30 protein-coding genes and 1 pseudogene are annotated in these 23956 nt (G+C 65.0%); 12 read left to right on the top strand and 19 right to left on the bottom strand.

The genetic code is table 11. The features are described 5' to 3' along the window. Positions 1-81 precede the first annotated feature (81 nt). From HWX36_RS25665 to mltG, 9 genes are all read right to left on the bottom strand, one after another. Positions 82-1146, bottom strand: coding sequence for a glycosyltransferase family 4 protein (locus HWX36_RS25665; protein ID WP_175955917.1), 1065 nt, complete (start codon positions 1144-1146; stop codon positions 82-84). Between the two features lie 252 nt (positions 1147-1398). After that, entirely contained in the window at positions 1399-2574 is a 1176-nt protein-coding gene (locus HWX36_RS25660; protein WP_175955915.1) for an AAA family ATPase, read from the bottom strand. Between the two features lie 30 nt (positions 2575-2604). After that, on the bottom strand, positions 2605-3777 hold the full coding sequence (locus HWX36_RS25655) for a mechanosensitive ion channel domain-containing protein (protein WP_175955913.1): 1173 nt from the start codon (positions 3775-3777) through the stop codon (positions 2605-2607). Between the two features lie 89 nt (positions 3778-3866). After that, the gene (locus HWX36_RS25650) at positions 3867-4223 is read right to left on the bottom strand and encodes a Rap1a/Tai family immunity protein (RefSeq protein WP_059506076.1); all 357 of its coding nucleotides are present in this window, start codon (positions 4221-4223) and stop codon (positions 3867-3869) included. Positions 4224-4342: 119 nt separating this feature from the next. After that, positions 4343-5053, bottom strand: a complete 711-nt coding sequence (locus HWX36_RS25645; RefSeq protein ID WP_175955911.1) for an ankyrin repeat domain-containing protein — start codon at positions 5051-5053, stop codon at positions 4343-4345. A 43-nt stretch (positions 5054-5096) separates the two neighbouring features. Then, positions 5097-5876: a TatD family hydrolase gene (locus HWX36_RS25640; RefSeq protein WP_175955909.1), complete on the bottom strand. Its 780-nt coding sequence runs from the start codon at positions 5874-5876 to the stop codon at positions 5097-5099. Between the two features lie 140 nt (positions 5877-6016). Beyond that, complete coding sequence (locus HWX36_RS25635; RefSeq protein ID WP_175955908.1) at positions 6017-7045, bottom strand: DNA polymerase III subunit delta'; 1029 nt, start codon at positions 7043-7045, stop codon at positions 6017-6019. 19 nt (positions 7046-7064) lie between these two features. Further along, positions 7065-7685: a dTMP kinase gene (tmk, locus tag HWX36_RS25630; protein WP_175955906.1), complete on the bottom strand. Its 621-nt coding sequence runs from the start codon at positions 7683-7685 to the stop codon at positions 7065-7067. Continuing rightward, entirely contained in the window at positions 7685-8704 is a 1020-nt protein-coding gene (mltG, locus tag HWX36_RS25625) for an endolytic transglycosylase MltG (RefSeq protein WP_175955903.1), read from the bottom strand. The genes tmk and mltG overlap by 1 nt, the downstream gene beginning before the upstream one ends. Before the next feature lie 77 nt (positions 8705-8781). On the opposite strand from mltG, the gene HWX36_RS25620 reads away from it, so the two are divergent. Next, complete coding sequence (locus HWX36_RS25620; protein WP_175955901.1) at positions 8782-9816, top strand: folate-binding protein YgfZ; 1035 nt, start codon at positions 8782-8784, stop codon at positions 9814-9816. 76 nt (positions 9817-9892) lie between these two features. Continuing rightward, on the top strand, positions 9893-10738 hold the full coding sequence (locus tag HWX36_RS25615) for an NRDE family protein (RefSeq protein ID WP_175955900.1): 846 nt from the start codon (positions 9893-9895) through the stop codon (positions 10736-10738). A 20-nt stretch (positions 10739-10758) separates the two neighbouring features. On the opposite strand, the gene HWX36_RS25610 is transcribed toward HWX36_RS25615, so the two are convergent. The 4 genes from HWX36_RS25610 to HWX36_RS25595 all read right to left on the bottom strand — a co-directional run bounded on the left by HWX36_RS25610 (position 10759) and on the right by HWX36_RS25595 (position 13160). Further along, entirely contained in the window at positions 10759-11199 is a 441-nt protein-coding gene (locus HWX36_RS25610) for a GNAT family N-acetyltransferase (RefSeq protein WP_175955898.1), read from the bottom strand. Between the two features lie 41 nt (positions 11200-11240). Further along, positions 11241-12200, bottom strand: coding sequence for an alpha/beta hydrolase (locus tag HWX36_RS25605; protein ID WP_175955896.1), 960 nt, complete (start codon positions 12198-12200; stop codon positions 11241-11243). A gap of 169 nt (positions 12201-12369) precedes the next feature. Then, positions 12370-12849 (bottom strand): PaaI family thioesterase, encoded by a 480-nt coding sequence (locus tag HWX36_RS25600; protein WP_175955894.1) that lies wholly within the window; start codon positions 12847-12849, stop codon positions 12370-12372. After that, on the bottom strand, positions 12846-13160 hold the full coding sequence (locus HWX36_RS25595) for a Dabb family protein (RefSeq protein ID WP_119337996.1): 315 nt from the start codon (positions 13158-13160) through the stop codon (positions 12846-12848). Before HWX36_RS25595 ends, HWX36_RS25600 begins: the two co-directional genes overlap by 4 nt. Between HWX36_RS25595 and HWX36_RS37335 the strand changes: the two genes are divergently transcribed. The 9 genes from HWX36_RS37335 (at position 13141) to HWX36_RS25550 (ending at position 17187) form a co-directional block, all read left to right on the top strand. Beyond that, entirely contained in the window at positions 13141-13707 is a 567-nt protein-coding gene (locus HWX36_RS37335) for an Arm DNA-binding domain-containing protein (protein WP_244136513.1), read from the top strand. The genes HWX36_RS25595 and HWX36_RS37335 overlap by 20 nt on opposite strands. A gap of 194 nt (positions 13708-13901) precedes the next feature. After that, positions 13902-14105 carry a cold-shock protein gene (locus HWX36_RS25585; RefSeq protein WP_175005330.1) on the top strand — a complete coding sequence of 68 codons (204 nt, stop codon included), beginning with the start codon at positions 13902-13904 and terminating at the stop codon, positions 14103-14105. Between the two features lie 443 nt (positions 14106-14548). After that, complete coding sequence (locus HWX36_RS25580) at positions 14549-14734, top strand: hypothetical protein (RefSeq protein WP_175955892.1); 186 nt, start codon at positions 14549-14551, stop codon at positions 14732-14734. A gap of 334 nt (positions 14735-15068) precedes the next feature. Then, on the top strand, positions 15069-15353 hold the full coding sequence (locus HWX36_RS25575) for a hypothetical protein (protein WP_175955891.1): 285 nt from the start codon (positions 15069-15071) through the stop codon (positions 15351-15353). A gap of 47 nt (positions 15354-15400) precedes the next feature. Next, positions 15401-15610 carry a hypothetical protein gene (locus tag HWX36_RS25570; protein ID WP_175955889.1) on the top strand — a complete coding sequence of 70 codons (210 nt, stop codon included), beginning with the start codon at positions 15401-15403 and terminating at the stop codon, positions 15608-15610. A 33-nt stretch (positions 15611-15643) separates the two neighbouring features. Further along, positions 15644-15856: a 30S ribosomal protein S21 gene (gene rpsU / locus HWX36_RS25565; protein ID WP_009906956.1), complete on the top strand. Its 213-nt coding sequence runs from the start codon at positions 15644-15646 to the stop codon at positions 15854-15856. Between the two features lie 9 nt (positions 15857-15865). Beyond that, positions 15866-16072: a hypothetical protein gene (locus HWX36_RS25560; protein ID WP_175955888.1), complete on the top strand. Its 207-nt coding sequence runs from the start codon at positions 15866-15868 to the stop codon at positions 16070-16072. A gap of 496 nt (positions 16073-16568) precedes the next feature. Beyond that, the gene (locus tag HWX36_RS25555; RefSeq protein WP_175955887.1) at positions 16569-16784 is read left to right on the top strand and encodes a hypothetical protein; all 216 of its coding nucleotides are present in this window, start codon (positions 16569-16571) and stop codon (positions 16782-16784) included. Positions 16785-16887: 103 nt separating this feature from the next. After that, a complete protein-coding gene (locus HWX36_RS25550; RefSeq protein ID WP_244136512.1) occupies positions 16888-17187 on the top strand; it encodes a hypothetical protein in 300 nt (99 codons plus the stop codon). A gap of 95 nt (positions 17188-17282) precedes the next feature. Here HWX36_RS25550 and HWX36_RS25545 read toward each other — a convergent pair whose 3' ends face one another. From HWX36_RS25545 to HWX36_RS25525, 5 genes and pseudogenes are all read right to left on the bottom strand, one after another. After that, entirely contained in the window at positions 17283-17861 is a 579-nt protein-coding gene (locus HWX36_RS25545; RefSeq protein ID WP_175955886.1) for a plasmid pRiA4b ORF-3 family protein, read from the bottom strand. 40 nt (positions 17862-17901) lie between these two features. Then, a pseudogene (locus HWX36_RS25540) lies at positions 17902-18015 on the bottom strand (transposase domain-containing protein); the annotation flags it as partial. Between the two features lie 170 nt (positions 18016-18185). Then, positions 18186-18398 carry a hypothetical protein gene (locus tag HWX36_RS25535; protein WP_175955885.1) on the bottom strand — a complete coding sequence of 71 codons (213 nt, stop codon included), beginning with the start codon at positions 18396-18398 and terminating at the stop codon, positions 18186-18188. 267 nt (positions 18399-18665) lie between these two features. After that, positions 18666-18833, bottom strand: coding sequence for a hypothetical protein (locus HWX36_RS25530; RefSeq protein WP_175955884.1), 168 nt, complete (start codon positions 18831-18833; stop codon positions 18666-18668). 60 nt (positions 18834-18893) lie between these two features. Next, positions 18894-19424: an isochorismatase family protein gene (locus tag HWX36_RS25525; RefSeq protein ID WP_175955883.1), complete on the bottom strand. Its 531-nt coding sequence runs from the start codon at positions 19422-19424 to the stop codon at positions 18894-18896. Between the two features lie 818 nt (positions 19425-20242). Between HWX36_RS25525 and HWX36_RS25520 the strand changes: the two genes are divergently transcribed. Continuing rightward, on the top strand, positions 20243-22387 hold the full coding sequence (locus HWX36_RS25520; protein WP_175955882.1) for a hypothetical protein: 2145 nt from the start codon (positions 20243-20245) through the stop codon (positions 22385-22387). A 163-nt stretch (positions 22388-22550) separates the two neighbouring features. Here HWX36_RS25520 and HWX36_RS25515 read toward each other — a convergent pair whose 3' ends face one another. Further along, positions 22551-23951, bottom strand: coding sequence for a sensor domain-containing diguanylate cyclase (locus tag HWX36_RS25515; protein WP_175955880.1), 1401 nt, complete (start codon positions 23949-23951; stop codon positions 22551-22553). Between the last annotated feature and the right edge of the window lie 5 nt (positions 23952-23956).

The raw sequence follows: 23956 nt of genomic DNA, 5'->3' as shown, positions 1-23956 counted from the left end.
GCGCGCGGGGCGATGCGCAAACGGCGATGTCCTTGCGGGCATCGCCGTTTTTTTATCCGCGCGCGCCGTGCGCCGCGCGCGTCAGGTCGTCGAGTCGATCACCTTGAAGCGCGAGCGTTTCTGCGCGCGGATCACCGACTGGTAGACGTCGACATACTGCTGCGCCATGCGGCGCGACGTGAAGCGCGCCTCGAAGCGCTGCCGCACGCGCGCACGCGGCAGCAGGTGCAACCGGTTCACGGCGGCCACCGCGCTGATTTCATCCTCGACGATGAAACCCGACACGCCCTCGTCCACCACTTCGGGCACTGCGCCGCGATTGAACGCAATCACCGGCGTGCCGCACGACATCGCCTCGATCATCACGAGGCCGAACGGCTCCGGCCAGTCGATCGGAAACAGCAGCGCATGCGCGCCCGACAGGAATTCGGCCTTCTGGTGATCCGCGATCTCGCCGATGAATTCGACGTGCGGCAATGCGAAGAGCGGCTTGATCTCGCGCTCGAAGTATTCCTGGTCGGCCGCGTCGATCTTCGCGGCGATCCTGATCGGCAGCCCGCACTGGCGGGCGATGCGGATCGCCGTGTCGACGCGCTTCTCTGGCGAGATACGGCCGAGGAACGCGAGGTAGCGCGGCTCGACCGGCTGCGGCATGTACAGCGTATCGGGCAGCCCGTGGTAGACGGTCGTCAGCCATTTCGCCTGCGGCAGCGGCTGGCGCTGCGAGTTCGAAATCGAGATCACCGGCGCCATGTTGAACGTGTCGAACACCGGCTGCTGCTCGGGCAGGTCGAGCCGGCCGTGCAGCGTCGTCACGTAAGGCGTCTCCTGCCGGTTGAAGACCGAGAACGAGTAGTAGTCCATGTGGAAATGGAGCACGTCGAAATCCTTCGCGCGGCGCGCGACCGTCTCCATCAGCAGCATATGCGGCGCGACCCGGTCGCGGATCGACGCGTCGAGCCGCAGCGCGCGCGGCCAGACCGGCTCGAGCTTCGCCCGCGTCGTCGAATCGCCGCTGGCGAACAGCGTCACATCATGGCCGAGCTCGACGAGCGCCTCGGTGATGTAGGACACGACGCGCTCCGTGCCGCCGTACAGCTTCGGCGGCACCGATTCGGTCAGCGGCGCGATCTGGGCAATTCTCATGGTCCACGTCTCCTGTGTCCTGTCCGTTGCGGCACGACCGGCGGGCCTCTAGGCTTTCGCGCCCCGCTCGCCCCTTGCAGCGCCGGCCGGCACGGGGCCAGCCGGATATCCCTTCATTATTCGCGATCCCGGTGCCCGGAACCGCCCGTCTTTCATTTTATGGAAGTTGTTACAGGCAGGATACATTCCGCCCGTCGGGCCGATCCGGCCCCCAACGCGACAATCGAGCCCGGACGAAGGCCACCCTGCCTGTCAGCGCGACGGCCACTTCCATGCCGGCAGGTCGCGCGTAGCGGCATCGACGAGCCCCGTCGCACCGAGCTGCTTGTCGAGCACCAGCGATTCGCAGCCGGCCTCGCGCTCGAGCGTCGCGATGAGCCGCGCCGCGTGCGACACGACAAGCACCTGCGAACGCTGCGCCGCCTGCGCGATCAGGCGGCCGAGCGCCGGCAGCAGATCGGGGTGCAGGCTCGTCTCCGGTTCGTTCAGCACCATCAGCGCCGGCGGCCGCGGTGTCAGCAGCGCAGCCGCGAGCAGCAGGTAGCGCAGCGTGCCGTCCGACAGCTCGGCCGCCGCGAGTGGCCGCAGCAGCCCCGGCTGGCGCATCAGCACGTCGAAGCGGCCGCGGCCGCCCGGATTGTCGATCTCGATCGACGCACCGGGAAACGCGTCGTCGAGCGCCGCATCAAGTGCCGCGCCGTCGCCGATTTCGCGGATCGTCTGCAACGCGGCGGCCAGGTCGGCGCCGTCGTCCGCGAGCACCGGCGTATGGGTGCCGATGTGCGACTGCCGCGCCGGCGCCTGCGCATCGGTCCGGAAGTGATCGTAGAAGCGCCACGAGCGGATCCGCTCGCGCACCGCGATCATCTCGGGTGCGCCGCTCGGATCGGCGAATTCGGTCATCATGCTGTCGAAGCTGGCCACCGGCTGCGGAATCGTCCGCCATTCGCCCGATGCGGTGCGCGCGCGGATCTGCGCGCCCTGCCGGTCGACCAGCAACGTCGACGGGCGCAACAGCGTGCCGCCCCAGATGCACTCGCGCTTGACCACCGGATCGAGCGAGAACTGCGATCTGCTCGGGATCGGCATGCCGAGATCGATCGAATAACCGAAATCGTCGCAGGCAAAGCCGAGCTTCAGGCTCACGGGTCCCTTGCGCACCGTGCCGGTAACCGGTGCATCGCCGTCCAGCATCGCCCGAGAGAAACGCTCCGGGCCGGCCCACAGCGTCGACGGCAACCCGCCTTCGCGGGCGAGCGAAGGGATCACGCGCCCCTGCGCGGTATCGGCGAGCAGCCGCAGTGCACGGTACACGCTCGACTTGCCGCTGCCGTTCGGCCCCGTGACGACGTTGAGCGCCGCGAGCGGCACGATCAGCTCGCGCAGCGAGCGGTAATTGGCGATGGCGAGCGTGTTCAGCGCGGTCATGACGAGGGAGGGTGAGCATGCGGGCCGCTGTCAGCGGCCTTCGGCGGCCTGCGGATCGGCCGCGGTATTGGCCGCCGTACTGGCGGCAGGCGAGCGCGCGTGCGGCCGTTCGGGATTCGGCGCATCCGACGCGGAATCGTGCGGATACAGTTCCATCCGGCTGCGCGGCAGGCATTGCGGATAGCGCTCCTGCAGGTAGGCGATCAACCCTTCGCGCACGCGGCAGCGCAGGTCCCAGCATGAAGACGAATCGGCCGCGCTGACGAGCGCGCGCAGCTGCATCGTGCGTTCCGTCGCGTCGGTCACCTGCAGCACCTGCACGCGACCGTCCCACTCGGGTGCCGCGTGGACGAGCCGCGCGAGTTCCTCGCGCAGCGGCGCGAGCGGCGTGCGGTAGTCGACCGACAGGTAGACCGTGCCGATGATTTCCGAACTGCTGCGCGTCCAGTTCGTGAACGGGTTCTCGATGATCCATTGCAGCGGCACGACGAGGCGCCGCTGGTCCCACAGGCGCACCGACACGAACGAACCGGTGATTTCCTCGATGCGCCCCCACTCGCCCTGGATCACGACCACGTCGTCGAGCCGGATCGGCTGCGTCAGCGCGATCTGCAGCCCGGCAATCAGGTTGCCGAGCACCGGCCGCGCGGCGATACCGGCGACCAGGCCCGCAACACCAGCCGACGCCAGCAGGCTCGCGCCGACCTGGCGCACGTTCGGGAACGTCATCAGTGCGGCGCCGGTGCCGATGATCACGATCAGCACCATCACGGTCCGCACGAGCACCTTGGCCTGCGTATGGATGCGCCGGGCCTGAAGGTTGTCGGCCGTATCGATCGGATGTGCCTGGATGATGGCGTCGCCGACGCCGGCCGCGAGCCGCACCAGCAGCCACGTGAGTGAAATGATGGAGCCGACCGCCGCCGCCGTGCGCATGCCGCGCACGAACGACATGCCGTCGTCGGCCTGGACCCACAGAAATTCGAGCGCCAGCAGCGCGAGCACGACGAGCGACGGCCTGTCGATGTAGCGCAGGATCGCGCTCATCAGCGGATACGGCTGCGCGATGCGCTTGACGATGCGTGCGCCGAGACGGTGCACGACCGTGACGACCAGCAACACGATGACGGACACGGCCAGCGTGCCGAGCCATGAATGCAGCGGCGCATCGGTGATGCGCTGCAGTTCCTCGATTGAAATCATCGGCGCCCGTGGGTTATGAGGCGCGCACGCCTCGTCCTGGATGCGTCGGCGACGCCCGGGCCACGCGCGGGCCCGGACACGGCGTCAGGTCAGCTGCCGCTCCTGCAGGGAAACGCCTTGCCGAGACCGAGCGACACCGCGGTGCTCGCATTGTAGTCGGCCAGCTTCGGATTTTCCGCGATGTACTTGCGCACCGCGTCGGTCATCTGCTGCGCCCGGATGTCGGGCGGCAGGCAGAAATACTGGCCGACCCGCGGCCCCGTCGTGCCGCCGATCGCGTCGATGGTGTTGTAGACGCCGTCGGCGGCGCCTTCGATGTAGGCCGCGCACGACGCCCGCGATTTGACGTCCGTCTTCGCGCACAGCCGGTCGAGATCAGCGCCCGTGAAAGCCGCCGCCGACAACGGCACGGCAAACGCCGCGGCACAAAACATTGCGCGCAACATGGTGTTCCTTATGTCAATGCGGCCCGAGACCGCCTGCTGCCTTGGCCGGCGCGGCGCCGGGACGCCCTGCGCCGGCCGGGATCCGGCCGGGCGGGCACCGTCTGCCGCACCGAAAACCGCTATTTTGCACTCTTTTGCGCATCTGCCGGCGTCGATGCCCCGATGCGCGTCGTCCGCTTGCTCAGGATCTCGATCGCGTCCGGCGCGTTGTAGTGCTTCGCGAATTCGAGCGCGGTGATGCCGAGCTGGTTCTTCACCTGCGGATCGGCGCCCTGATCGAGCAGCAGCGTGACCGTCGACGCATGGTTGCCGCGCGCGGCCATCATCAGCGGCGTCGTGCCGTTCGGCGACGCGGTATCGATGTACGCGTCGTGGTCGAGCAACAGCTTCACCACTGCGTCCTGGCCGTTGGTCGCTGCGTAGTGCAGCGGCGCCCAGCCCTTCTTGCTGACTTCCGCACCCTTGTCGATCAGCAGCTTGGCGAGGCCGAGGTCGCCGTTCAGCGACGCGAGCATCAGCGCATTTTCGCCGGCCTTGTCTTCCTTCTCGAGGTCGACGTTCGGCGTCGTGGCGAGCGCCGCCGCGACCTTGTCGGACTTCTCGCGTGCGGCGATCACGATCAGCGGGTCGCCGTTCGGTGCGACCGTGTTCGGATCGAGCTTGCCGCTCTTGAGCTGCTGGCCGATGTCGGCGATGTCGTCGAACTTGACGGCCTTGACGATCGCATCGAGCGATTCGGCATGCGCGCCGGCGGTCGCGAACAGGCCGCTCGCGACAAGCGCGGCGGCAACGAGTACGCGTTTCGGCAGATGGTTGGTCGGCTTCGTCATTGTTGTGGGCTCCTTCCCTGGGTTGTCGGCTGCGCGCACGTCGTTAGCGGGCGATCTTGAACAGCCGGAAAAAGTTCTGCGTCGTCGCATCGGCGAGCGCCTCGACGGCGATCCCGCGCTCGGATGCGATAAAGCGTCCGACATGGCTGACGTACGCAGGTTCATTCGGCTTGCCGCGATACGGCACCGGCGCGAGGTACGGCGAGTCGGTCTCGATCAGCAGCCGGTCGAGCGGCACGCGCCGCGCGACGTCCTGCACGTCGGTCGCGTTCTTGAACGTGACGATGCCCGACAGCGAGATATGGAAGTTCTGCGCGAGTGCCTGTTCGGCCACCGGCCACGGCTCGGTGAAGCAGTGCATCACGCCGCCCGGCACGTCCGCGCGCTCCTCGGCCATGATCCGCAGCGTGTCCTCCGACGACGAGCGCGTGTGGATGATCAGCGGCTTCATCGTCGCGGTCGCCGCGCGGATATGCGTGCGAAAGCGTTCGCGCTGCCATTCCATATCGTCGATCGAGCGGCCTTCGAGACGGTAGTAGTCGAGGCCCGTTTCGCCGATCGCGACGACCTTCGGGTGCGCGGCCAGCTCGACAAGCTCCGCGAGCGTCGGCTCGCGCGCGTCCTCGTGATCGGGATGCACGCCGACCGACGCATAGACGTTGTCGTGCGCGTCCGCGATTGCAAGGACCTCCGGCAGCGTCTCGAAATCGACGGACACGCACAGCGCGTGCGTGACGTCGTGCTCGCGCATGTTCTCGAGAACAGCCGGCAGGCGGTCAGCCAGGCCCTTGAAATTGATGTGACAGTGAGAATCGACGAACATCGTGTTTCCTGAATACGTAAGGCGGGCGCTCATGCGCGCGCCGGCATGCGGCAACGGATGGCGTTCGCGGACCGGCCGCCACGGTCGCGTCGCGGTGTGAGCCGGTCATCGCTTCACAACTCACGCGAAACAATGCCGGATCACGCGAAAATTTCCCGATAGCCGAGAAATAATTCCTCGAATACAAGCCGCGCGTTGAGCGGATGGTTCTCGACCGTCCGCTGCCGCGTCACGGCCTTCATGAAGCGGGCGAACGCGTTCGCATCGACCGCTTCCGCGCAGCGCGCGAGCGCCGCCGCGTGCATCGGGAAGTAGCGCGGCGTGCCCGCCATCCGCTGGGCGAGCAGATCGTACAGCCAGCGCTGCAGCCACCCAAGCACCAGCGGCACCGGCAGCTTCTGCAGCGTCTCGCCACACGCGAACGGGTCGCAAGCCGCACCGGCCGCGAGCTGCCCGAGCGTGTAGTCGCGCAGCGGGCGATTCTCGTCGCTCGCGAGCGCCAGCGCGGCGAGCGGCGCGCCGCCGGCCTCGGCGAGCAGCGCAGGCGCATGATCGACGCCCTGCGCGGCGAGCCAGGCCGCGGCCGCGTCCGGCGCCGGCACCATCATCGGCCACTGCCGGCAGCGGCTGATGATGGTCGGCAGCAGGCGGTCGATGCGCGCCGACACGAGCAGGAACACGACGCCGGACGGCGGTTCCTCCAACGTTTTCAGCAGCGCGTTCGACGCGGCGACGTTGAGTGCCTCGGCCGGATACAGCACGACGACGCGCGCGCCGCCGCGATGCGAACCGACCCCGCAGAAGTCGAGCAGCGCGCGTACCTGCTCGATCTTGATTTCCTTGCTCGGCGCCCGCGTCTTCTTGCCGCCTTCGTCCGCGTCGGCCGCCTTCGCGTCGTCCGCGGCGCCCGGCGCCTCGCCCGCCAGCGCCTCGGGCAGCACGATCCGGTAGTCCGGATGGTTGCCCTGCGAGAACCAGGTGCAGGCCGCGCAGGTGCCGCACGGCTCGCCGTTCGGCTGCGGCGATTCGCACAGGAAGCCCTGCGCGAGATGCTGCGCGAACTGCAGCTTGCCGATCCCGGCCTGCCCATGCAGCAGCAGCGCGTGCGGCCATTGCGCACGCAGCTGCTGCAGGCGGGTCCAGTCGTCGGTCTGCCACGGATAGATCATGGGGGGCGCTCCTTGCGAATTACAGCGCGGCGAGTACGCGTTCGAGCTGCTGGCGGATCTCGGGAATCGTCTGCGTCGCGTCGACAATCGCGAAGCGGTGCGGCGCCTCTTCCGCGCGTCGCAGATATTCGCTGCGCGTGCGCTTGAAGAACGCGTCGGACTCGCTTTCGAACTTGTCGGGCATGCGCGCGGCGCCGCGGCGCTCGCTCGCAACCTGCGGCGCGACGTCGAACAGCACCGTCAGGTCGGGCTGGAAACCGCCCTGCACCCAGCGCTCGAGCGTCTCGAGCTTGTCGCGCGGCAGCCCTCGGCCGCCGCCCTGGTACGCGAACGTCGCATCGGTGAAGCGATCGGACACGACCCAGTCGCCGCGCGCGAGCGCCGGCTCGATCACGAGCGCCAGGTGCTCGCGGCGCGCGGCGAACATCAGCAGCGCTTCCGTCTCGAGATCCATCGGCTGGTTCAGCAGGATCTCGCGCAGTTTCTCGCCGAGCTGCGTGCCGCCCGGCTCACGGGTGACGACGACCTGCCTGCCGGCCGCGGCCAGCTTGCCCTGGAGGCGTTCGCAAAACCATTGCAGGTGGGTGGTCTTCCCCGCCCCGTCGATGCCTTCGAACGTGATGAATTTACCGCTCGCCATTATTGCCCTCGTATGTATTTGTCCACGGCCTTGTTGTGGTCGCCGAGCGTGTCGGAGAACACGCTCGTGCCGTCGCCTTTCGCGACGAAATAAAGCGCGCTCGTCTGTGCCGGATTGATCGCCGCCTGCAGCGCGGCCACGCCGGGCAACGCGATTGGAGTAGGCGGCAGCCCGCGTCGGGTGTAGGTATTGTAAGGAGTGTCGGCCTGCAGGTCGCGCTTGCGCAGGCGGCCGTCGTACAGATCGCCGAGCCCGTAGATCACCGACGGATCGGTTTGCAGCGGCATGCCGATGCGCAGCCGGTTCGCGAACACCGCCGCGACGAACGCGCGGTCGGCCGCATGGCCGGTTTCCTTCTCGATGATCGACGCGATCGTCAGCGCTTCGTAAGGTGTCTTGTACGGCAGGCCCGGCACGCGCGCGGCCCAGGCCTCGTCGAGACGCGTCTGCATCAGATGGTACGCGCGCCGGTAGATGTTCAGGTCGCTCGTGCCCTTGTCGAACAGATAGGTATCGGGGAAGAACAGCCCCTCGCCGCTGCCGCGCTGCACCGCGCTGTCCGACGCGCCGATCGCGCGCAGCAGTTCGGCGTCGCTCATGCCGGCCGTCGAGTGCGCAAGATCGGGGTTCGAGTCGAGTTCCGCGCGCATCCGCTTGAAGGTCCAGCCTTCGATGACCGTCGCGACATACTCGTTCACGTCGCCGCGCGCGATCTTCTGCAGCACCTCGTAAGGCGTGATGCCGGTCTTGAATTCGTAGTTGCCGGATTTGAGCCGGCTCGACAGCCCGAGCACGCGCGTCATCGCGACGAAGCCGAGCGGCTCGACCGGCACGCCGCCGCGCTTCAGTTGCAGCGCGACGCTCTTCACGCTGCTGCGCGGCTTGATCGTGACGTCGAGCGATGCCGAACCCAGCAGCAAGGGCCGGGTTGCCCAGTAATATCCGCCGCCCGCGCCGGCAGCGGCCACAACGACGGCCAGCGCCGCGATCGTCGCGGCGCATTTCTTCAGTAGGGACATGGAAACGTGACTCAGGTAAGACCCATATAATACTTGCTCGCCTCCGTCAAAGTCAGGGTTGACTGTTCCCTCATTCCATGAGCACACCGTTCGCTTCACCGGCAGTCCAGGCCGCACCCGCCTCGCTCCCCGTTTTCCCCCGCCCGTCCGCCGCCGATTTCGACGCGCCGGGCGCCTGCATGCCGCTGCCGCAGTTCGGCGTGATCGACGTGGCCGGCGACGATGCCGCGACGTTCCTGCACAGCCAGCTCACCAACGACATCGAACATCTCGACGCCGCGAGCGCGCGGCTGTCCGGCTACTGCTCGCCGAAGGGGCGCCTCCTCGGCTCGTTCCTCACGTGGCGCGCCGGCCACGGCGTGCGCCTGCTGGTGTCGAAGGACGTGCAGCCCGCCGTGCAGAAGCGGCTGTCGATGTTCGTGCTGCGCGCAAAAGCGAAGCTGACGGATGCGAGCGACGCGCTCGCGGTGGTCGGTTTCGCGGGCGACGTGCGCGACGCGCTGTCGGGCATCTTCGACGCGCTGCCGGACGGCGTGCACGTGAAGGTCGACGGCCCCGCCGGCACGCTGATCCGCGTGCCCGATGCAGCCGGCCGCAAGCGCTATCTGTGGATCGGCCCGCGCGCGGAAGTCGACGCGCGCATCGCCGCGCTCGGCGGCACGCTCCCGGTCGTGTCGCCGGCCGTCTGGGACTGGCTCGACATCCGCGCGGGCGAACCGCGCATCACGCAGCCTGCCGTCGAACAGTTCGTGCCGCAGATGGTCAACTTCGACGTGATCGGCGCCGTTAACTTTCGCAAGGGGTGCTACCCGGGCCAGGAAATCGTCGCGCGCAGCCAGTACCGCGGCACGATCAAGCGCCGCACCGCGCTCGCGCACCTCGCCGGCGAGACCGATACCGTGCATGCCGGCATCGAGCTGTTCCACAGCGACGATCCCGGCCAGCCGTGCGGGATGATCGTCAACGCGGCGGCCGCGCCCGCGGGTGGCGTCGACGCGCTCGTCGAGATCAAGCTCGCCGCGCTCGACAACGGCACGGTGCACCTCGGTTCGGCCGACGGCCCGGTGCTTGCGTTCGATACGCTGCCGTACGCCTGGCCGACGGAAGCGTGATGCACCGACAACCCGTTCGCGCGCCGGCTTGCGAGTCGCAGCCGGCGCCCGACGTTTCCTGCGAGAGATTCGCCCGATGTGTCTGATTGCCTTCGACTGGCAGCCCGATGCCGCCGCCGGTCCCGTCTTTACCCTCACCGCCAATCGCGACGAGTTCTTTCGTCGGACGAGCGCGCCGCTCTCGTGGTGGGAAGATGTACCGGGCGTGCTTGCCGGCCGTGATCTCGAAGCAGGCGGCACGTGGCTCGGCGTATCGCGCGACGGCCGTTTCGCCGCGCTGACGAACTACCGCGCACCGTTCGACATTCGCGCCGGCGCGCCGACCCGCGGCAAGCTCGTGTCCGATTTCCTCGGCGGGCCGTCCGCCGCGCCGCTCGACTACCTCGGGCAGCTCGCCGAGCATGCGGCCGTCTACAACGGCTTCAACCTGCTCGTCGGCGACTGGCGGCGGCGTGAACTCGCGTGGTTCTGCAATCGCGCGCCCGAGGGCGAAAGCGGTGTCGCCGCGCCCGTCGCGATCGCGCCCGGCGTGCATGCGCTGTCGAATGCGCGGCTCGATACGCCCTGGCCGAAAGTGATGCGCAAGCGCGCGGAACTCGGCACGCTGCTCACCGACAATCCAACCCCGACGCTCGACGAGCTGATCGCGCTGATGCGCGACCCGCATGTCGCGGACGACGATGCACTTCCGCACACGGGTATTCCGATCGAGCGCGAGCGTGCGCTGTCGGCCGCGTTCATCGAGACCCCCGAATACGGGACGCGCGGCACGACCGCGCTGCGTGTCACGATGAAGGAAGGCGTGCGGCTGACGGTCGAGATCAAGGAACGCTGCGACGACGACGGCTCGCACCGAACCGTCCGCCCGGGCACGTTCGAGCGCGCATTCACGTTCGACCTCGACGCGACACAGCCGCGCTGAGCGCGCGAACAGGCGCCGTGCTACGGCGCGCGCGCCATCTCGACGTGCGGCACGCCGGCTTCGACGAACGGTTCACCGACCGCCGCGAAGCCGTGCCGCAAGTAGAACGACACGGCCGAATCCTGCGCGTAGAGCCGCACGACGATTTCGCCGCGCCGCCGCGCCGCCTCCAGCAGTGCGTCGAGCACGGCCGACCCGACGCCCTGCCCGCGTGCGTCGGCCAACACCGCGACGCGCCCGATCGTGCCGGACGGCAGCAGCCGCCCCGTCGCGACCGCGCGGCGTATACCGGTCGCCGCATCGACCCGATACGCCACCGCATGGAGCGACAGCGGATCGTCTTCATCGAGCTCCCATTCCGGCGGAATCTGCTGCTCGCGCACGAACACCGCGTCGCGAATCCGCGCGGCGTCGCCGCCCAGTACCGTCCAGTCGCCGGTTTCCACCACGCCGTCCGTCATCGCAGCTCCCATGCGGCGCGTACGCCGCTCAACCATCGCCATCAAACGTCGTCGAATGCGGCCTTCAGCGCCGCGACGGCATCGGCATGCGCGGCCCGTACCTCGGGCACGTAGCCGGCCATCTTGAAGAATTCGTGGATCATCCCCGGATAGCAGACCAGCGTGACCGCGTTGCCCGCTGCGCGCAACTTGTCCGCATACGCGGCGCCTTCGTCGCTCAGCGGATCGTATTCGGCCGTCGCGATCCACGCCGGCGCGACGCCCGAGAACGACGGCGCATCGCGCATGCCGTCGAGCGGCGCGAAACGCCAGTCGTCGCGGTCCGCCCGATCGCGCACGTATTGCGTGAAGAACCACTGGATCGTGTCCTGCGTCAGCAAGTATCCGCTCGCGAGCCGCGCATGCGATTCGGTGTCCTGGTAGCCCATCACGCCCGGATAGATCAGCATCTGCAGCGCCAGGCGAATGCCTGCGTCGCGTGCGAGCACCGCGCATACGGTCGCGAGCGTGCCACCCGCGCTGTCGCCGCCGACGGCCAACCGTTCGGCGTCGATACCTAGCGTGGCGGCCTCGTGATGCAGCCATTGCAACGCGTCGTCGGCATCGTTCACCGCGGTCGGGAACCGGTGTTCCGGCCCGAGCCGGTAGCCGACCGACAGCACCGCGCATTGCGCATCGTGCGCGAACATCCGGCAGAGCGCGTCGTGCGTATCGACACTGCCGACCGTGAAGCCGCCACCATGGTAGTAGACGAGCGCGGGCAGCGGCTCCGCGAGGCTCGGCGCGACCGGCAGGTACAGCCGTGCACCGATCGTGCGGCCGTCGCGCGTCGGCACGACGCATTCCTCGACCGAATGCATCGGCGCCGGCGCGACGTCGAGGATCGGCGCGCTTTTCTCGTACGCGGCGCGCGCCTGCTGCGGCGTCTGGTGGTGATAGGACGGACGTTTCGCACGCTCGATCATGTCGAGCACCTGGGCGATCTTCGGATTCAGCGGCATCGGTTAGGACGGCGCCTGCGGGGCACCGTGAACGGACAAGCGTGCATGATGCCATGCGCGCGTCAGGCAAGCGTCACGCGCCGTGCGTATCGACATTCCGGTGCGCCAAGACGCCTCGCAAAACAGGACGGCCCTGCCTGTGAAGAGGCAGGGCCGTGCATCCGGGCGCTTACGCGTCGCTCGGGCCGGGCTGGGCGTCAGGCGCCGTGCGCGAGCGTTGCCGCTTGATGTCGCGGCCCACCGCGAGCCGCCGCATGTACTTGAACGTGCCGAGCGCCTTCGCAACGAAATTGCCGTCGCTGTCGCGCACTTCGCCCTCGCAGTAGGCCATCGTCGTCGAGCGATGCATCACGCGCCCGTAAGCGCGCAACTCGCCGCGACCCGGCTGCATGAAGTTCACCTTCATCTCGACCGTCACGACGCCGACACCGTCATCGGTCAGGCTGCGTGCAGCCATCGCGAGCGCGATGTCCGCGAGCGTCATCGTCACGCCGCCGTGCGCGATGCTCCACGTGTTCATGTGCCGCTCTTCGAGCGGCAACACGAGCTCGCTCGCACCGTCCTTCGCGGACACGAGCTGCACACCGAGCAGGTCGACGAACGGGCTTTCGATCGACGGGACGTCCGTCGGGGTTGCCGCATCGCTCATCGTGCGGTGTCGACGATGTAGTCGACGCACTCGCGCGATTCGGCCACCGCGACGACGAATTTCTTCACTTCCTGGTGAACCGGATGCACCTGGTACGCATCGAGCGCGGCCTTGTCCGCGAAATCGGATACCAGCACGATGTCGGCGGTCGCATCGAGGCCCGGCGTCGCCACGCCGACGTCGATCTGCAGCGTGCCTGGCACGAGGTCGCGGCAGCCTTCGAGCTTTTCCTTCAGCTTCAGCGCGTTCTGTGCACGCGTCGCGCCTTCGGCCGATTCCTTCAACTTCCACATGACAATATGTCTGATCACTTCGTTCGCTCCTGTTCGTGATGGTTCGGCAATCTGCCGCAACCGCTTGCCAGTCGGGCGTTTCAGGCCCTTCCACCGTTCGCTCGCGTTCGCCGGAAATCGTGTCCAGCCGAGAAAAAAGGGGGGTATCATTTCGACCGTCAAAAGACGATACCCCCTTTTTCACCGTGCCACTTGCCACATCCAGATCCGACAAGCGAAGGCAGGCAACAAGCCTACCAAACTTACCGACGGCAATGGACTGTATCTGTTGGTGAAGCCGCCCGGCTCCAAGCTCTGGCGATACAAGTACAGAATCGCCGGGAAGGAGAATCTCTTCGCGATCGGCGAATATCCAACCGTCAGCCTCCGAGACGGACGCACGGCACGCAGACGATGCCTGCAGTTTCGAAATCATTCGCAATTCGAACAATTGATCAACGTCGGTCGGTGCATGACGCCTGCATCGATTTTGGCAAATGAGTCCCGGTTACTCGACGGTTTGCATCTCGTCGCACTGCGCGACGTGCACTCCAGCCCGCGATCAGTCGCCAGCCGAGAAAAGTAGCGGGCTCCGCCCCGGCCAAAAGCGCTTGACACATTTCTTGACGACGCGTACTGTCGGTCGCTGAAGTATTCAAGAAGCGCGATTGCTGCTCATCATCGACCGCAACCTGCGGTATTCGTTGTCCTCTCCCTCCTTGATTTCTTTTCGTCGTCCATTCGAGGCGCATGTGCTCGCCCATTTTCAGGAGATCTGCCATGGATACCGGTACCGTCAAGTGGTTCAACGACAGCAAGGGCTTCGGCTTCATCACCCCCGACAGCGGCGGCGACGATCTGTTCGCCCACTTCTCGGAAATTCGCGGCGACGGCTTCAAGACCCTCGCGGAAGGTCAGAAAGTCAGCTACGAGACAAAGAACGGCCCCAAGGGTCTGCAAGCATCGAACATTACCCCGCTGTAATCGCCCGACGCCATCCGTCCTGCTCACGAAGCGGCACCTCACTGCCGCTTCAATTGCTATACCCTCGATCGTAGATGCAACGCGACTCGACGCAGCCCAGGCTCGACCATCCGTCTCACATCCGGCCGTCAACTCAGTGCATAGGGTCGATATGCAAACATCGCTCGTAGCGCGCGTATTCAGCCGCACGAATGCGATCGGGCGAGTCATGCTCACCGCCCCGCGCAAGCCGCACATCAGGAGAATCCGCATGACCCGAAGCCAGCCTCGCAGTAACAAGGCCCCTCCGCGCGCCAAGCAGGCCGTGATCCTGCCCAAGCTGGGCACCGCATTGAACTGGGTACCGCCCAAGCCGCCCTCTGGCACGAACTCGCGCCCGAAGAGGCGCCCGCTTGCGCCGCAATAGCGAATTGAGCCGGTTATAACAGCGGACCTGCCTTCGAATGCAGACAATCGCTCTGACGGAAGACATCGGCACGGCAAAAGAAGAACGCTTGGAACTGGACGGCGTTGTCGACGTAAGGCCGGAGTTGTCCGTCTACGATCTGACCGAAGGCCGCATCAATTTCCGGCACAGAGACGACCAGGCGCCGACCGCTTCGACGGGAAAGCAATTCGTTCGACGCTAGCCCGATCGCGGGCGTCATCGAGTCGACACGTGACAACGTCACCGCCTGCCACTCGCAAGCCGATATCGCACGCCTGTCGCACCGCATGCCGACACGTTCTTGTACGTACCCCAAAATAAATCATACGTGCATCAAACGATGCGCGTATGATGGGTTCATCAGGGAGATCACCAGTCCTCTGATCTTTCGCCCCTCCGTCCGCCCTCTTGCTGCAACGCCCCTCCTTCGCGCTGCAACGTAGTCCCCTTCACCAACCAGCCTGCTCCGCAACAGGGATACCGGCTGGATGTGTTCGCCCATGCGACTCGTCGTGGCCGAACGCCAGGAGTTTGTCATGAGCATGCACGTCTACCGTGGATTCGAGATTTATCCATTGATTTACCCTCATGTGCTGGCGCCGAATGGCAGCCCGCATAACTACGACGCCGGGTTCGACGCGGCCGTCAAGATTTGCCTTCGCGGGACCACCGATACGCTGACACAGAGCCAGACTTTCAGGTTGCGCGACACCTCGCCGTTTGACAGCGCCGGCGACGCCCGTCGTGCCTCGGTGCGCTATGCCGAGAACATCATCGACGACAATCGCGACAAACAGGGTTTCTTTTCCAGCGCACGCTGAAGCGACTCCTCAGCGCAACACAATTTCCCGGTCGTTTGGAGGGCGAAATGATCATCGACGAACTACTCGGCTTGATCGGACGACATGAGGTCACCCGGATCGACACCGTCGTGCCCGCCAGAATCGCCGATTCAGCGATGTGCCATCCACATGAACTGCAAATGTTCGTGGCTATACGTGCACTATCGATCGGGGCCGGATATTCGGAATTCGAATCCGACGGGATAGCGAGCGCCGTCATGACACGGCTCGGCTAGCTGTACGCTCGAACCTTTCAAAACAGGATCTACATGACGACAATTACTCTGAAGCTCAACGAACCGATCGATGTCGCGCTGCGGCGATTCCGGCGTGGCATCGAGAAAACCGGGTTGATTCGCGAGTTGCGCAGCCGCACCGGCTATGAAAAGCCCACGACGGAACGCAAGCGAAAAAAGGCCAGCGCCGTTGCCAGGCAGCGCTTGCGTGCGAAACGCATGTTGCCGCCCCGGAAAATGTACTAGGAGAGCATCGTGTACAACATGCCGACCGAGGCGCCTCCGTTTTTTCCGCTGACTAAATGCGAAGTCGATTTCAATCAGCAGAAAGACATGGTGACACTGTTACCTAGCTTCTATGCATTCGGGTGCGAGTACACCAGCCGGGGTTTTCTGATCGGTCGGGACGACGCATTCAAATTGATCGCCGCAATAGAGAAGGCGCTCAGTATCCGAGGATGAGCTCACGCCGACGCGTTCACGAACATTGAAAGCCAGAAGACCAACCATGCGCGTCGCAACCAGGTATGTTGATTTGCTCTGTTTCCTTGTTGCGCTGCAACTCGTCACCCAAAGGAAAACTCGTCAGTGGCTGTCGCCCCATCAGCTAGTTGAATCATTGCAGGCATGGCTAATCGTCCATCGAGCGAAATGCGAGTGGCGTGATCGTGTCTGGATAGGTCATGCTGCTCTTCAGATAGCGAAGTCCGTCCACCCGGTGGATAGCGACGCGCCTTCTGAACAGCGCCCTGGTGTGGCATATGACTCGACAGTCCACCCGCGAGGTGCGCCCGCAAATCGATTAGGTCTACGACTAAAGTGCATCCAGTATCTTCGTGAGCGTGTCTGATAGTAACCGTCCCCTCATGGGGCGAGCACTCGAGCAACGGCAGCAAGCTAACGAGAAGAAATCGTCAGTCGTTGACTCGGTCACAGAAATACAGGATTTGGAGGAAAAATGCGCTTCAATTCGACACGATTCCGGATCGATTCGACACCGCGCAGAGCCGATGTTCAGTATGTCGCGCATGTGCGGATTACCACAACGCTGATGAACGGCACGGAGCAAGAAGTACACAATAGCAGCGATTTGGCTGCCTTCTACAGTCGTGACGATGCAGTTGCATACGCAAAAAAATGGGCAGAAGAATGGCTAACGTCACAGTATGGTTGACGAGCGATGCGAACATAGCTGACGGAACCATTCTTCCACACTGAAAACCCCATGCGGATGGCCACGTTGGAAGGAGTCTGATTTGCTAACCAGATCTCGAGGAATGGCAACGCCGACGATGATGGTCGACCGAAGTTACGTACCTCACTACGTGGTGCTTCTGGACGGCTGGCGCCCTTACGTACTGAATGTGGACCGCATCGTTATCCGACGCGATGCCAGTCGGTTGTTGCTTGCCTTTGCACGGACCCATGGCAAACTTGAGCGCATCGACGGTGACGAATGGAACACGTTTTCCGACGCACAAAACCTTTCAGCGCCCGAGCGTCGCGAGGCGCGATTCTATGTACTTGTCATGGGGACCGAGACTCAGCATCAGTTACGGTTGCTAGCCAATCTCTGAAACTTCCGTTCCGAGCGAAGTTTGAACCGCCCCGAGTTTTGTGGCGGCTCCAACTGTCGAGAGAAGTAATCGTCCAACGAAGGCCGTCTTGACGCTCAGAGCTTGATGCGCTGAAGGCGGGTCTGAATGAGGTCGTGGTCGATTGCGGTGGGATCGAAAGGCCCGCCGTGCCAGTCGAGCATGTGTTCATGCTCGGGGTGCGTGGAGTCGGCGATCACCTCGAGGAATGCATCGTATCCGTAAGGCCCCCCGACATCTTCGGGAGGGCACGCGTTGGCACCACCGAGGTACAAGGGATACAGGCAGGTATCTGCCGGCAGAACCTTTTCGACCGTGATCTTGTGCTCCCAGTCGTCGCCGAAGTCGTAGAGGTAACTCAGTGCCGCGGCACCGCCCAGGCATTTTCCCAGCCTCGCCCGGGCTTCGGAGATCACCGGCTCGTCGAAGCCGAACTCCGGATCGGGGATGCCGTAGCGCTCCCCCGCAATCTCGAACTCATGCAGGTGACTGTCGGTCCAGCCCAGAGCGGCTTGGATCACTCGATGCAATTTGGCGAGCGTTATCGTTTCCGGCACCACGACTCGGCGCCAGATCGGTGGCTTAATTCTCAACAGCTCGATTTTCAGTTGCAGCAGTTGTCCCGATGAACGGGAAGTCGTTTTTCGTACCGTCATCTCACGCGGCCTCTTGCAGAGCAGGTTGCATCTCGATGTTTCAGGGAAGCAGGTCTTCGATTCGGTTGACAGGATACTCGGCAATGCGTTCCGGCACCCGGTGCGGGCATGCTTCAGGATCAATGCCGTTCAGCTTGGCCGTTTCAATCAGACTGCGCTCGCAAAATTGCACGCAAGTGTTCCTGCGAAGAAAATCATCGTGCTGGCCTACGCCCATAGGCAATATTCATGTCGTATTTCGGAGGCACGTGGCTCGTTGCGCGCCGGCCGTTCTGCGGGCGAGATTATCGACGGCCTACTGGTCGAAACACGCAGCGCCAGCCTTCAGCGCTGATGCTTTCGCCGCGTCTCGCGGATGGCGTAAACAATCAGAAAAACGCCAACCATCGTAACGCCGGACGAGACGAAATCGTTAAGCGAGCCGGTGCTGTCCAGGAGCTTGGGAAAGATACCCATGCCTAGCCCAACCGCAGTCAAGATAAGACCAGCGACTACTCCCCAGATGGGGTCTGCGTTCGCATTGTTCGTGTATTTCATTTTGTGCCCGTCCTGTGCTCCGCCCCCGAGGCATCTTCAATATAGCCGATCAATATTTGGGAACAAAGTCGCTTTGCCGGACCCGCCCTACATGCAAAGAATCCCGCCCTCGGGAGGATGCGTGAGGGCGGAAAATATGAAACGGACACCCCTGGCACGAGACGGTTCAATCTGGTTATCGGCGGGATTGCAAGAACTGAATATGTCTAATCCCTTCGTTCGCTTCAGTTCGCGTTGATCCGCCATTCCGGCTGAAACCCCAGCCGATCACGCATGCTCCTCCGCCCCGCCATTCACTCGCGTGCCGGACAGCGCGCCCGGGCGCTGAAAGGCAAGGATCGAAACGGGCATCATTTCCTGCCAGCGGCAACGATGCCCGATTTTCTCCGTGTCGCCCGCCGACGCGAGGATCCCGCCCGCGACCACCGGCAGCAAACCTACCCAACCTGCCGGTTCCAGGAACGCTGCTTCCGTCAGCGCGCGGGGCGCCGCGACTCACTTGATCAGGCGCAGCACATCGCGAAAACGCGGATGCCGGCTGGACCCCAGCCACTCGAACCCGATCATCTCGACCGTCGCGATGTGCGCCCCCGCCGCCGCGAGCCGAGCGATCCCTGCGTCCCGGTCGATCCTCTTGCGCGACCCCACTGCATCGCTGACCACCGTGACGTTGCGGCCGCTTCGCAACAGCCCGAACGCCGTTTGCAACACGCACACGTGCGCCTCACAACCAGCGACGATGACGCTATTGCGCCCGGCCGGCAATGCATCGACCAGTCCCTCGGCACACGCGTCGAAATGGTCCTTGACGATCGTGTTCGAGCACAGCGCCTGGATGTCCGGGACGTTCCGGCCCAACTGGACGGGGCTCTGCTCGGTACCCATCACCGGCACCCCGACTATCTGCGCAATACGGGCAAGTCGGACAGCCTGCGTGACGACGGATATCCCTTCGTGGATCACCGGCATCAGCCGCGTCTGAAAATCAACCAATACGACCACTGAATCGTCGGGCAAGTGCAGCACGGCGCATTCTCCGGAGTGAAGGCGACGTCAACCACCATCGACCATCGATGAAGAGTCGCTCTGTCGCAAAATCGTCAGCCCCGCCAATGACGGATATCGAATCGCATCGATGACCGACGGCGTCAATTCGGTAAACGGAGGCGGGCCCCCAGCCTACCAAACTTGCCGATGCGGTTGGCGCGATCGCATGGAATCCGGTTCTCGGGATCACCCCCGGCCCGGTCGCAGGAACGCCGGTTGCTCGCCGCTCCGTATCGCCGAAGCCATCGCATTCCGCGCCTTCCGTTTGCATCGCCCGAGACACGGCGACAGACGAACCGTCACGATTCAATCCCGGTTCGAAATCAATCGACAATACGAACATCGATTGCCAATCGATTTTCACCGAACTCGATAATCGGCATACCTCCACTCCCTCATGAATTCGCATATTTTACCGACCCGGCAAGCAATAATTGCAACCTCGCTTCAGAACATTATTCGAAAACCAAAAAATCATTATTGACTTCGACTTTATCCGAACTTTAGAATCCCCTACGGCGGCTTACGTTTTTTTAACGCCGCATACACGCCAACGGCGGCACTGCACCGGGACGCCAGCAGAGAAGTCTTTCATGCCTGGCCGGGGCGGCGCCTCCTATTTGTTTTCAATTCCGGAATTAACCGACAACGGGTTATTTCCCATTCAATTCATCCCAGAAGCACGCCCGGATTAATTCCATGATTTCCAGGAATTCCACAATGCCGGGCGAAGCAGACCGAGCACCCGCTCATTCGATAATTCTCATAAAAACGCCAGTTATCAGGAGGGACGTGACATGCATCGCTTCGCGAAATCGCTGTGCACGGGATTCGTCTGCGCCGGCCTGCTCGCCGCCTGCAACGACGATGACATCCAGCCGGCCAGCCCGCCATCGAACCAGGCTGCGCTGTCGTTCCGCATGGACGCCGGTGGCCAGATCAACGCGTTCTACCGGCAGGACAAGGTCGCCGCGCACCTTCTGGTGCGCTCGTCGACGAAGCCGCGCCTGCTCGTGGTCTTCCCCGCCGGCAACAGCGGCACGGGGCTGTGGTTCGACGACACCGCGCAGCCGGTGAACTGGAGCCTCGACACGCCGCCGTCCGCGCTATCGGCGCCCGACACACACGGCCGCCCGCTGTACGGTATCGGTGCCGACGTGTCGGTGGACACCAACACGCTGACGATCCGCCAGGGCGTGCTCAGCAACGTGCGCTTCCTGCGCGACTTCAACGGCGGCGCAACGGTTCCGCAGCAGATCCTCACCGCGCCGACGGTCCAGGGCAGCGCCGCGCAATGGCAACGCGACCGGATCGACGGCGCGCCCGGCTATTCGCTGTGCATTACACTGCGCGACGGCGGCAGCATCGTGCCGGCAGGGGGCGGCAAGCTCGTCCTGAGCGCACCGGCGGGCTCGCACAAGCTGCGGCTGCATGTCGATGCGCTGTCGGGCGAGACGCCGTTGTCGCCGATCACGCGTGCCGACCTGCTCGCGCCGTCCGTCAACCCCGACCCGGTGAGCCAGGACGTGCTCGAGTTCCTGAGCTTCCACGACAAGCTGCTGGCCGGCTCGTGGCAGTACGACACCTACTTCGGTCGCGACACGCTGATCTCGGTGCGCATGCTGATGCCCGTGCTCGAACCCGCGGCGATCGAGGCCGGCCTGTCGTCGGTGCTGAGCCGGCTGTCGACCGACGGCAAGGTCGCGCACGAGGAAGGTATCGGCGAATTCGCGCTCGTCGACAACCAGAAGAACGGGCGGCCGAACGATTCGACGCCAACCTACGACTACAAGATGATCGACAGTGACTACCTGCTCGCGCCGATCGCTGCCGCGTGGCTGATCGACGATACGCGCGGCCAGGCCCGCGCGGCCGCGTATCTCGCGCAGCGCGGCAGCGACGGGCAGACCAACGGCAGCCGCCTGGTCGTCAACCTGCTGCACGTCGCGACGACCGCGCAGCCGTTCGCGCAGCAGCCGTCGGTCGCGAACCTGATCCACCTGCGGCCCGGCGAGATCGTCGGCAACTGGCGCGACAGCACCGACGGACTCGGCGGCGGCGTCTACCCGTACGACGTGAACGCGGTGCTCGTGCCGGCCGCGCTGCGCGCGGCGAACGCATTCCTCACGCACGGCCTGCTCGATCCGTATCTGGATGCCGGACAGCGCGCGACGCTCGCCAACACGGCGAACCAGGCGGCCACGTGGGAGACGCAGGCGCCTCCGCTGTTCCAGGTCAGTGTGCCGGCCGCGCAGGCGACCGCCGACGTCTCGGCCTATGCACCGTCCGCCGGCGTGCCGGCCGGCGCCGCACCGGGCATGCCGCTGGCGTTCTACGCGCTGTCGCTCGATCAGCAGGGCAATCCGATCCCGGTGATGAATTCGGACGGCGGCTTCGCGCTGCTGTTCGGCACGCCGCCGGACGACGAGCTTCAGCGGATCGTCGCCGACGTCACGCGGCCGTTCCCGACCGGGCTCGTGACCGATGCCGGGATGCTGATCGCGAATCCTGCGTATGCAAGCCAGACGCTGTGGCCGAAGTTCACCAGTTCCGCGTATCACGGCACGGTGATCTGGTCGTGGCAGCAGGCAATGTGGGTGGCCGGGCTCGATCGCCAGCTCGCGCGCCAGGACCTGTCAGCCGCGACACGCACGCTGCTCACGCAGGCGCGGCAGACGATCTGGCAGGTGATCTCGAACGGACGCGACATGCGCACGTCGGAGATGTGGACGTGGTCCTACGTGAACGGCAAGTACCAGACCGATGCATTCGGCACGCGCAGCGCGGACGCCACCGAGGCGAACGCGGCACAGCTCTGGAGTACGACGTATCTCGCGATCCGTGATCCGCAGCAGCGCGCGGGCAAGTACTGGTGGCAGGCGTCGCAGCGGATGCAGGATGCTCAGCCGAAGAAGCGCGCCGCGGCCCTGGCATCGCGGTAACGCAGCGCCGGACGCATGCCGACCGGGCATGCAAAAGCCCCGGGGGCGTTACCGCCACCGGGGCTTCGGCAGGCATTGAAGTGATCGACGCCTCTTCCGCACGACCGCGTTGCCGAACGTCGCGCGCCCGATCACCCGTGCCCGCGTGCCGCGCAAACCCATGTCACCGCGAAACGACCCGGTTCCGCCCTTCCCGTTTCGCCTGGTACAGGCGTTCGTCGACCACGCGCAGCAACGCATCGACCGTGCTGCCGTCGGCCCCGTATTGCGCGACGCCGACGCTGACCGTCACCTGCACGCGCTTGAAATCGAGCCCGAACGGCGAACTCGCGATCGACGAGCGCACGCGCTCGGCGGTCATCCGCGCGCCTTCGAGCGGCATGTCCGGCAGCAGCGCCATGAACTCCTCGCCGCCGACCCGCGCGAGCCCGCCCGCCGGCCGGATCGCATCGAGACACTGGCGCACGACGCCACGCAGCACCTCGTCGCCGATCTGGTGCCCGTATGCATCGTTGATGTTCTTGAAATTGTCGAGATCGAGCGCGAGCAGGCAGAACGGTGTGCCGTCACGCTCGGCCCGCACCATCTCGCGCTCGACCTGCGCGATGAACTGCCTGCGGTTCGACGCGCCCGTCATCGGATCGGTCGCGGCGATGTATTCGAGCTTCTGGTTCGTGCGTCGCAGTTCCTGCAGCGCGCTCTCGGTACGCGCCATCGATTCCGACAGCCGGCTCATCAGGTCTTCCTGGCTGTAGATCGCCGAGAACGAGCGCGTCGTCTGCAGCGCCTGCACGACGCCGTAGCTGAGCAGGAAGAAGCCGCCCGCGAAAATCGCGTGCGCGAGCCACCACATGTGATTCCACGGCTTGCCGAGAATGAACGCGAGCGACGACAGCGCAAACGCCATGATCGACACGCCGTAGATCACCATCAGCGGCGAGCGGATCCGCCGCGCGAGCAGCACGGCGACGTTCAGCAGCGAGAACACGAGCGCGCCGCCTTCCATCGACAGCCGCGTACCCGGCGCGCCCGCGACCGGCGAATACGCAATGTACGCCACGGCCACGTTGACGATCACGAAGAACACGATCCACGGCAGCCACGTGCGCATGCTCGTGCGCTTCTCGATGCGATCGGGCGGACGCGAATACGACAGCAGGCCCGTGAGCAGCAGGATCGACATCACGAGCCGCGACGCGGGCCCGTACAGCAGGAACAGCCAGATGTTGTGATGCGCCATCCCGGTGAACGCGCCATGCAGCGCATAGATCATCGCGAAGCCGAGAAAGCCAAGTGTCAGCCAGCGCAGCAGCGGCTCGCCGGATGACCGGTAGCACACCCACGTCACGTAGGTGACGAACGCGCCTTCGAGGGTCGCGGCGGCGATCGCGATTTCATGGAACGCGTGGTTCTCGAACACGACGCGCGGGTCGCTGAAGAACCACAGATAGGCGATCAGATAGGCGGGCAGCAACGCGAATCCGACCAGCAGGCATTTCGCGTAGAGCCTCGCGGCCGCGCTGACGACGCGCGGCGGTTCCCCGGCTGCATAGGTCGTACTCATTCGGT

The sequence above is a fragment of the Burkholderia sp. BCC0405 genome (assembly GCF_902833075.1).
Taxonomy (GTDB): Bacteria; Pseudomonadota; Gammaproteobacteria; order Burkholderiales; family Burkholderiaceae; genus Burkholderia.
This window is presented reverse-complemented; position numbering and strand designations above follow the sequence as displayed.